The sequence below is a fragment of the Micromonospora parastrephiae genome (assembly GCF_016802865.1).
Classification (GTDB): domain Bacteria; phylum Actinomycetota; class Actinomycetes; order Mycobacteriales; family Micromonosporaceae; genus Micromonospora; species Micromonospora parastrephiae.
Map to the genome: position 1 here is coordinate 1 of NZ_JAEVHM010000219.1, position 8,357 is coordinate 8,357.

The 8,357-nt window shown below is 72.6% G+C and carries 6 protein-coding genes; all 6 read left to right on the forward strand.

What is annotated here, in order from left to right; all coding sequences use genetic code 11:
• Nucleotides 1-1,327, forward strand: a 1,327-nt coding sequence (locus tag JNW91_RS27315; RefSeq protein ID WP_203178286.1) for a UDP-N-acetylmuramoyl-L-alanyl-D-glutamate--2,6-diaminopimelate ligase, incomplete at its 5' end; no start/stop codon positions are given.
• Nucleotides 1,324-2,721 carry a UDP-N-acetylmuramoyl-tripeptide--D-alanyl-D-alanine ligase gene (locus JNW91_RS27320; protein WP_203178287.1) on the forward strand — a complete coding sequence of 466 codons (1,398 nt, stop codon included), beginning with the start codon at nt 1,324-1,326 and terminating at the stop codon, nt 2,719-2,721. The genes JNW91_RS27315 and JNW91_RS27320, both read left to right, overlap by 4 nt.
• The gene (gene mraY / locus JNW91_RS27325) at nt 2,718-3,842 is read left to right on the forward strand and encodes a phospho-N-acetylmuramoyl-pentapeptide-transferase (RefSeq protein WP_203178289.1); all 1,125 of its coding nucleotides are present in this window, start codon (nt 2,718-2,720) and stop codon (nt 3,840-3,842) included. Before JNW91_RS27320 ends, mraY begins: the two co-directional genes overlap by 4 nt.
• A 380-nt stretch (nt 3,843-4,222) precedes the next feature.
• A complete protein-coding gene (locus JNW91_RS27330; protein WP_238425797.1) occupies nt 4,223-5,635 on the forward strand; it encodes an FtsW/RodA/SpoVE family cell cycle protein in 1,413 nt (470 codons plus the stop codon).
• A complete protein-coding gene (murG, locus tag JNW91_RS27335) occupies nt 5,635-6,741 on the forward strand; it encodes an undecaprenyldiphospho-muramoylpentapeptide beta-N-acetylglucosaminyltransferase (RefSeq protein WP_203178290.1) in 1,107 nt (368 codons plus the stop codon). Before JNW91_RS27330 ends, murG begins: the two co-directional genes overlap by 1 nt.
• On the forward strand, nt 6,738-8,357 hold a 1,620-nt coding region (gene murC, locus JNW91_RS27340), incomplete at its 3' end, for a UDP-N-acetylmuramate--L-alanine ligase (protein ID WP_238425796.1). The genes murG and murC, both read left to right, overlap by 4 nt.

The following is an 8,357-nucleotide window of genomic DNA, read 5'->3' on the forward strand; positions in this document are numbered from 1 at the left end:
CGGCGCCGCCGAGGCCGGCGCGGTCGCCCTGCTGACCGACGCGGCGGGCGCCGAGCTGGCGGCGGGGACCGGCCTGCCCGCCCTGGTGGTGCCCGACCCGCGCGCGGTGCTCGGCGAGCTGGCCTCGGCCGTGTACGACGACCCCACCGCCGGTCTGACCGTGATCGGTGTGACCGGTACGGCCGGCAAGACGTCCACCGCCTACCTGGTCGAGTCGGGGTTGCGGGCCGCCGGGCACACCACCGGGTTGATCGGCACGGTGGAGACCCGCCTCGGCGACCTGGTGATCGACAGCGTGCGGACCACCCCGGAGGCCACCGACCTGCACGCCATGCTGGCCACCGCCCGCGAGCGGGGGGTGACCGCCGTGGTCATGGAGGTCTCCAGCCACGCCCTGGCCATGGGCCGGGTGGGCGGAGTCCGGTTCGCCGTCGGCGGCTACACCAACTTCGGCTCCGACCACCTGGACTTCCACGCCGACAGCGCCGACTACTTCGCCGCGAAGGCGCAGCTCTTCGACGGCCGGTGCGCCGTCGAGGTGCTCAACCACGACGATCCGGCGCTGAAGCCGCTGTACAAGCCGGCGACGGTCACCTACTCGGCGGCCGGCGACTTGAGCGCGACGTGGTGGGCCGACGGCGTCGGCGGCGAGGGGTACGCGCAGCGGTTCACCGCGCACGGCCCGGACGGCGTGGCGGTGTCCGCCGGGGTGGCGTTGCCGGGTCGGCACAACGTGGCGAACGCGTTGCTGGCCATCGCCACGCTGGTCGCCGCCGGGGTGGACCCGGCGACCGCGGCCGACGGTGTGGCCGCCTGCGGTGGGGTGCCCGGCCGGTTGCAGCTGGTCGACGCCGGCGGGCCGGTGCGCGGGGTGGTCGACTACGCGCACAAGTCGGACGCGATCGTGGCGGCGCTGGCCGCACTGCGTGAGCTGAGCGCCGGCCGGTTGATCTGCGTGATCGGCGCCGGTGGCGACCGGGACCGGGGCAAACGGCCGGTGATGGGCGCCGCCGCGGCGCAGGGGGCCGACGTGGTGCTGGTGACCGACGACAATCCGCGTACCGAGGACCCGGCGGAGATCCGCGCCGAGGTGCTCGCGGGGGCGTACCGGGCCGGCACGGCCGCCCGGATCATCGAAATGGCCGGTCGCCGGGCGGCGATCGACGAGGCGGTCCGGTTGGCCGAGCCGGGCGACGTCATCGCGCTGCTCGGCAAGGGCCACGAGCGTGGCCAGGAGGTGGCGGGCGAGGTGTTCCCGTTCGACGACAGCACCGAGCTGGCCGACGCGCTGCGGGCCCGCTTCGGGGATCTGGCGGGCCGGCGATGATCGCGCTCAGCCTGGCCGAGGTGGCCGCGGCGGTCGACGGGCGGCTCGTCGCCGCCGACCCGACCGCCACCGTCACCGGCACCGTCGAGTTCGACTCGCGCAAGGTGGGTCCCGGGTCGCTCTTCGTGGCCTTTCCCGGTGAGAAGGTCGACGGGCACGACTACGCGGCGACGGCGATCCAGGCCGGCGCGGTGGCCGTGCTCGGCAGCCGCGAGGTGCCCGGCGTGCCGATGGTGCTGGTCGCCGACGCGCTGACCGCGATGGGTCAGCTCGCCCGCGCGGCCGTGGACCGGCTGCCCGAGCTGACCGTGATCGGCGTGACCGGCTCGTCCGGCAAGACCACCACCAAGGACCTGATCGGTCAGCTCACCACCCGGCTCGGCGCGACGGTGGCGCCGCCCGGCTCGTTCAACAACGAGCTGGGGCACCCGTACACCGCGCTGCGGGCCGGACCGGACACCCGCTACCTGGTGATGGAGAAGGGCGCGCGCGGGATCGGGCACGTGCGCTACCTGTGCAAGCTGGTGCCGCCCCGGATCTCCGTGGTGCTCAACGTCGGCACGTCGCACATCGGCGAGTTCGGTTCGCAGGAGGCCATCGCCCAGGCCAAGGGCGAGCTGGTCGAGGCGCTGCCACCGGACGGGCTGGCCGTGCTCAACGCCGACGACCCGCGGGTGGACGCGATGGCGAGCCGTACGCGGGCCCGGGTGGTCCGCTACGGCGAGGCGGCCGGCGCGGACGTGCGGGCCGAGGACGTCACGCTCGACGAGCGGGGGCGCCCGTCGTACACCCTGGTCACGCCGGAGGGACGCGCGCCGGTGCGGCTCGGCGTGACCGGCCGGCACCAGGTCGGCAACACCCTCGCGGCGGCGGCGGTGGCGCGCGAGCTGGGCATGCCGCTGGCCGAGCTGGCGACGGCCCTCGGCGAGCTGAAGCTGGTCTCCACCCGGCGGATGGACGTCTTCGATCGCCCCGACGGGGTGACCGTGATCGACGACTCGTACAACGCCAACCCGGCCTCGATGGCGGTGGCGCTGCGGGCGCTGGCCAGCATCGGCCGGGGCCGGCGTACCGTCGCGGTGCTGGGTTACATGGCCGAGCTCGGCCCGTTCGAGTCCGACGGCCACGCGGAGACCGGCCGGCTCGCGGCCGAGCTGGGCGTGGACCGGCTGCTCGTGGTGGGCGAGCCGGCGGCGCCGATTCATGAGGGCGCCACATCAGTAGGTGACTGGGGAGGAGAGTCGGTGCTGCTCACCGATCAGGCGGCGGCCGTCGAGGTGCTGCGGGGCGAACTACGACCGGGTGATGTCGTCCTGGTCAAGGGCTCCCGATACCGGACCTGGGAGGTGGCCGACGCCCTGCGCGCCGACGCCGGTGGGGAGTCCACCCGATGAGGGCGGTCATCGTCGCCATCGGGGTGGCCTTCCTCGTCTCGCTGTTCTGCACCCCGATCGCGATCAAGGTGTTCACCCGGCTGAAGGCCGGCCAGCCGATCCGGTCCGACGGCCCGGCCATGCACCAGGGCAAGAAGGGCACCCCCACGATGGGCGGCGTGGTCTTCATCCTGGCCACGGTGATCGCGTACGTGGCCGGACACCTGGCGTTGACCACCCTGCCGGACCTGCAGATCGCGCAGGTGGAGCCGACCATCACCGCGCTGGTGCTGCTGGGGCTGATGGTGTTCTCCGGGGCGGTGGGGTTCCTCGACGACTTCCTCAAGGTGCGCAAGCGCAACAGCGCCGGTCTGAACAAGCGTGGCAAGCTGCTCGGTCAGATCCTGGTCGGCGCGGTCTTCGGCGTGGTCGCGCTGTACTTCCCGAGCACGATGACCGACGCGACCGGCGCGAGGACCAACACCGAGACGGTGGGCAGCACCACGCTGAGCTTCATCCGGGACATCGACGCCCTGGAGGTCAGCAAGATCGGCGCGGTGATCATCTTCATCTTCGTGGTGATGGCCGCGACGAACGGCGTGAACCTCACCGACGGTCTGGACGGTCTGGCCACCGGCGCGTCGGTGATGGTGCTCGCGGCGTACGCGCTGATCGCGTTCTGGCAGTACCGGCACTGGTGCGCCGACCCGAGCTACACCCAGGACTACTGCTACTCGGTACGGGACCCGTTGGAGATCGCGTTGATCGCCGGGGCGGCGGCCGGGGCCTGCGTGGGCTTTCTCTGGTGGAACACCTCACCGGCGCGGATCTTCATGGGTGACACCGGGGCGCTGGGGCTGGGTGGCCTGATCGCCGGCATGGCGATGTCGACGCGCACCATCCTGCTGCTGCCGATCATCGGCGGACTCTTCGTGATCATCACGATGTCCGTGGTGATCCAGATCATCTCCTTCCGTACCACCGGCAAGCGCGTGTTCCGGATGTCGCCGCTCCAGCACCACTTCGAGCTGGCCGGCTGGAGCGAGGTCAACATCGTGGTCCGGTTCTGGATCATCGCCGGCATCGGCGTGGCCATCGCCCTGGGCCTGTTCTACAGCGAGTTCCTGGCCAACATGACCTGACCCACCCCGTGCGAGCGGGCCGCCGTCCGAGCGTGATCAGGTGATGAGAAGTAGGTGCCAGGAGCGTTTCCGACCTCCTTCTCGTCACCTGATCAGCGCACACCCGTCCGATGCGGCGATGTGCGGGTGCCGGCCCGACACGCCCGGGGCGTCGTTGTGGCCCGTCGGGCGCGCCGAGCGGTGATGATGTGCGGGTGGGGGAGGAACCAGGCACCGAGCAGAGGACAGCCGGTCGGCCGCGACGGTCACCGGGCGCGACGCGCACCGTGGAGGTCGGAGCGTCGCCGGACGACGCGCGCGGCCCGGAGCCGGGGGTGGCACCACGCGGGCCGGAGGGCGTCGCGCCAGCACCGCTACGAGGGCTGGACGCGGCGGGCGGGCTGGCGGCGCTGCGTGGCCTGCTGGACCGGCCGCTGGCCTCCTACTACCTGCTGCTGTCCAGCGCCGGCCTGCTGCTGCTGATCGGGTTGACCATGGTCTTCTCGGCGACCAGCGTGAAGGACTACGCCGAGGACGGCAACGCTTCCGCCTCGCTGACCAAGCAGGCCATCTTCGCGGTGATCGGCATCGGTGCGTTCTGGGCCTGCCAGCGCCTGCCCGCCAGCACCTACCGCTCCCTGGGCCGCCCCCTGCTCATCACCTCGGTGGCGCTGTTGCTGGTGCTCAACCTCCTGGTCGCCTACGGCCGGCTCGCCGGTCAGCGGTCAGTCGGGTTCGGGCCGGTCGAGGCGCGGCTGAACTGGCTGTTCATCGGCGGGATCCAGGTGCAGCCCTCCGAGCTGGCCAAGTTCGCGCTGGTGCTGTGGGGCGCGCACGTCATCGCCCGCAAGGGCGCCGCGCTGGGCTGGTGGCGGGAGCTGGCCACCCCGCTCTTCCCGGTGATGGGCCTGCTCTTCGTCCTGGTCGGCTACAACGACACGGGCACCATGCTCTGCCTGCTGGCCCTGGTGGTCGGCCTGCTGTGGGCCGCCGGGGTGCGGGCGCGCGTGTTCGGCGCGCTGACCGTGGTCGGCCTGATCGGCGTCGGCCTGCTCATCGCGGTGGCCTCGCTGGGCGCGGGCTCCGGCGAGCGGGGTGCGGACAACTACCGGCTGGCGCGGCTGACGTCCTTCATCAACCCGCCCGACCCGCAGGAGTGCAAGCTCGACGGCTGCCTCCAGCTGTACCAGGGCCGGCTGGCCATCGAGCACGGCGGCTGGTTCGGCGTCGGACTGGGCAAGGGCAGCCTCAAGTGGGACTGGCTGCCCGAGGCGCACAACGACTTCATCTTCGCGATCATCTCCGAGGAGTTGGGCGTGATCGGCTGCGCCGTGGTGCTCGCCCTGTTCGCGGTCCTCGCGTACACCGGGCTGCGCATCGCCCGGCGGGTCGACGACCCGTTCCGGCGGCTCGCCGCCGCCGCGGTGACCACCTGGCTGGTCAGCCAGGCGGTGATCAACATCGGTGGGGTGGTCGGCCTGCTGCCGATCACCGGCCTGCCGCTGCCGTTCATCTCCGACGGCGGAAGTGCCCTGGTCGTGACGCTGGCCGCGATCGGCATGCTGGCATCGTTCGCCCGCGCCGAACCCGATGCGGCCAGAGCACTGCATGCCCGTCCGCCGGCCCGGTGGGTCCGACTACTCTGGGCCCCGTTGCCGCCGCTTCCCGGCCGGCGCCGCCGACCGGCGACGTCGACCGGCGGCCGAGGGTCCGTGCCCCGGTCCCGCGAGCGGCGCCAGGACGACCAGGCCGCACCGCGCGGCGTCCGGCAGGGCCGGACCCGCGGGGATACGGCGAGCGAGAGGAGACGCTGATGGGTCCGCTGCGTTCGGTGGTGCTCGCGGGAGGTGGCACCGGGGGGCACATCTACCCGTTGCTCGCCTTCGCCGACTGCCTGCGCCGACACGACCCCGGCGTCCGGATCACCTGCCTCGGCACACCCAAGGGCATGGAGAACGAGCTGATCCCGCCGCACGGCTACGACCTGCGGCAGATCCCGGCGTACCAGCTGCCCCGTTCGGTGAACATGAACCTGGTCCGTACCCCGGGCCGGATGTGGACCGCGGCCCGCGCCGCGGGCAAGGTGATCGACGAGGTGCGCGCCGACGCGGTGGTCGGCTTCGGCGGGTACGTCTCGGTGCCGGCCTACCTGGCCGCCTGGCGCCGGGAGCTGCCCATGGTGATCCACGAGGTGAACGTGCCGCCGGGCGTGGCCAACCGGCTGGGCATGAAGTTCACCAAGAACATCGCCGTGGGCTTCCCGCACCAGCCGAGCCAGGCCGAGTCGCTGCGCGACGCCACCGTGGTGGGGGTGCCGCTGCGCCGCAGCATCGCCACCCTGGACCGGTACGCGCTGCGCAACGCTGCCCGCGCCCACTTCGGGCTCCGCCCCGATCTGCCGGTGCTCTTCGTCGCCGGCGGCTCGTCGGGCGCCCGCTCGATCAACCTGGCGGTCTCCGGGGCGGCGAAGGAGTTGGCCCGCAACGGCGTGCAGGTGCTGCACGTGATGGGTGCCCGCAACGAGCCGGTGCCGATCCCCACCGACCTGCCGGTGCCGTACGTGACACTGCCCTACCTGTCCGAGATGGAGCTGGGCTACGCCGCGGCCGACCTGATGCTGGCCCGGGGCGGGGCGATGACCGTCGCCGAGGTGGCCGCGATCGGCCTGCCCACGATCTACGTGCCGTACCCGCACAGCAACCAGGAGCAGAAGCGCAACGCGCTGCCCGTGGTGGAGGCCGGCGGCGGGGTGCTGGTCGACGACGCGGAGCTCACCCCGGACTGGCTGGAGCGCACCGTGATCCCGCTGATCCGCGACCCGCAGCGGCTGTACGCGATGGGCGCGTCGGCGGCGGCGTACGGGCGGCGCGACGGTGACGAGGCGCTGCGGTCCTTCGTGCTCGAGGCGGTGGCCCGATGACCGCGCAGTTCACCCCGGCCGGCACGCTCACCGCGGAGGACCTGGGCGCCGTCCACCTGATCGGCGTGGGTGGGGTGGGCATGCTCGGCGTGGCCCGGCTACTGCTCACCCGGGGAATCCGGGTTTCCGGCAGCGACCTGCGTGAGTGGCCCTCGCTGGCGGGGCTGCGGGCGCTCGGCGGCACCATCTACCTCAGCCACGAGGCGACCAACCTCGACGGTGTGGACACCGTCGTCTACTCCTCGGCCATTCCACCGGACCACCTGGAGTTGACCGAGGCGCGTCGGCGCGGTCTGCGGGTGCTGCACCGCTCCGAGGCCCTGGCGGCGGCGATGACGGGCCGCCGGGCGGTGGCGGTCGCCGGCACGCACGGCAAAACCACCACCACCTCGATGGTGACGATGGTGCTCCAGCAGGCCGGCGTGGACCCGTCGTTCGTGATCGGCGGCGAGATCTCCGAGGTCGGCTCGGGCGCCCACCACGGCACCGGCGAGTACTTCGTGGTCGAGGCGGACGAGAGCGACCGCTCGTTCCTGATCTACCGCCCGTACGTCTCGATCATCACGAACGTCGAGGCGGACCACCTGAACACCTACGGCGACTACGCGACGCTGGAGGCGGCGTTCGTCGAGTTCGCCCGCCTCACCGACCCGGAGGGGTTCATCATCACCTGCGCCGACGACCCGGGTGGTCGCCGGCTGGCCGAGACGCTGCGCGCCGAGGGGCGGCGGGTGTACACGTACGGCGAGGCGGCCGACGCCGACCTGCGGTTGAGTGAGATCACCTCCTCGGCCCGCGGGGTGCGCTACCTGGCGGCGATCGACGGCCGGTCGTTGGGCGAGTTCCGGCTGCCGGTGCCGGGGCGGCACATGGGGCTGAACAGCGCGTCGGCGGTGCTGACCACGTACCTGCTGGATCTGCCGCTGGAGGCGGCGGAGGCCGCGCTGGCGGTGTTCCCGGGCGTGCGGCGGCGCTTCGAGCGCAAGGGTGTCGCGGACGGTGTGCTGGTCTACGACGAGTACGCGTACCACCCGACCTCGATGACGCTGGCGTTGCAGACGCTGCGCGAGGTGGCCGGGGAGGGACGGCTGATCGTCGTCTTCCAGCCGTACCGGCTGTACCGGACCCGCGACTCGCAGGCGGAGATCGCCGAGGCGCTGGCCATCGCCGACGAGGTGGTGCTGCTGGAGGTCTTCGGGCCGGGTGAGCTGCGCCAGCCCGGGGAGGGCTCGGCGGCGTTGATCGAGGCGGTGGCGCTGCCCGCCGAGCGGAAGGTCTTCGTGGACTCGTGGGAGGCCGCGCCGGTCGAGGTGGTCCGTCGGGCCCGCCCCGGGGACGTGGTGGTGACGATGGGCGCCCCGCCGATCTCGCTGATGGGTGACGAGTTGCTGGCCGGTCTGCTGGCCCGTACCGCCGGCGCGGCGCCGACCGCGACGGTCGATCCGGTGGCTCCCACCCCGGCCGTCGGTGAGCCGGTGCCCGGTGGTGCCACGGCCGGCGGCGACGGTGCGGCCCTCGCTCATCGAACAGGACATGATCCCGGACGACGTCACCATCCAGGTGCTCACCCAGTGCCGGGAGCACCTGATCGACCGGACGTTCGAGTCGCTGCGCGG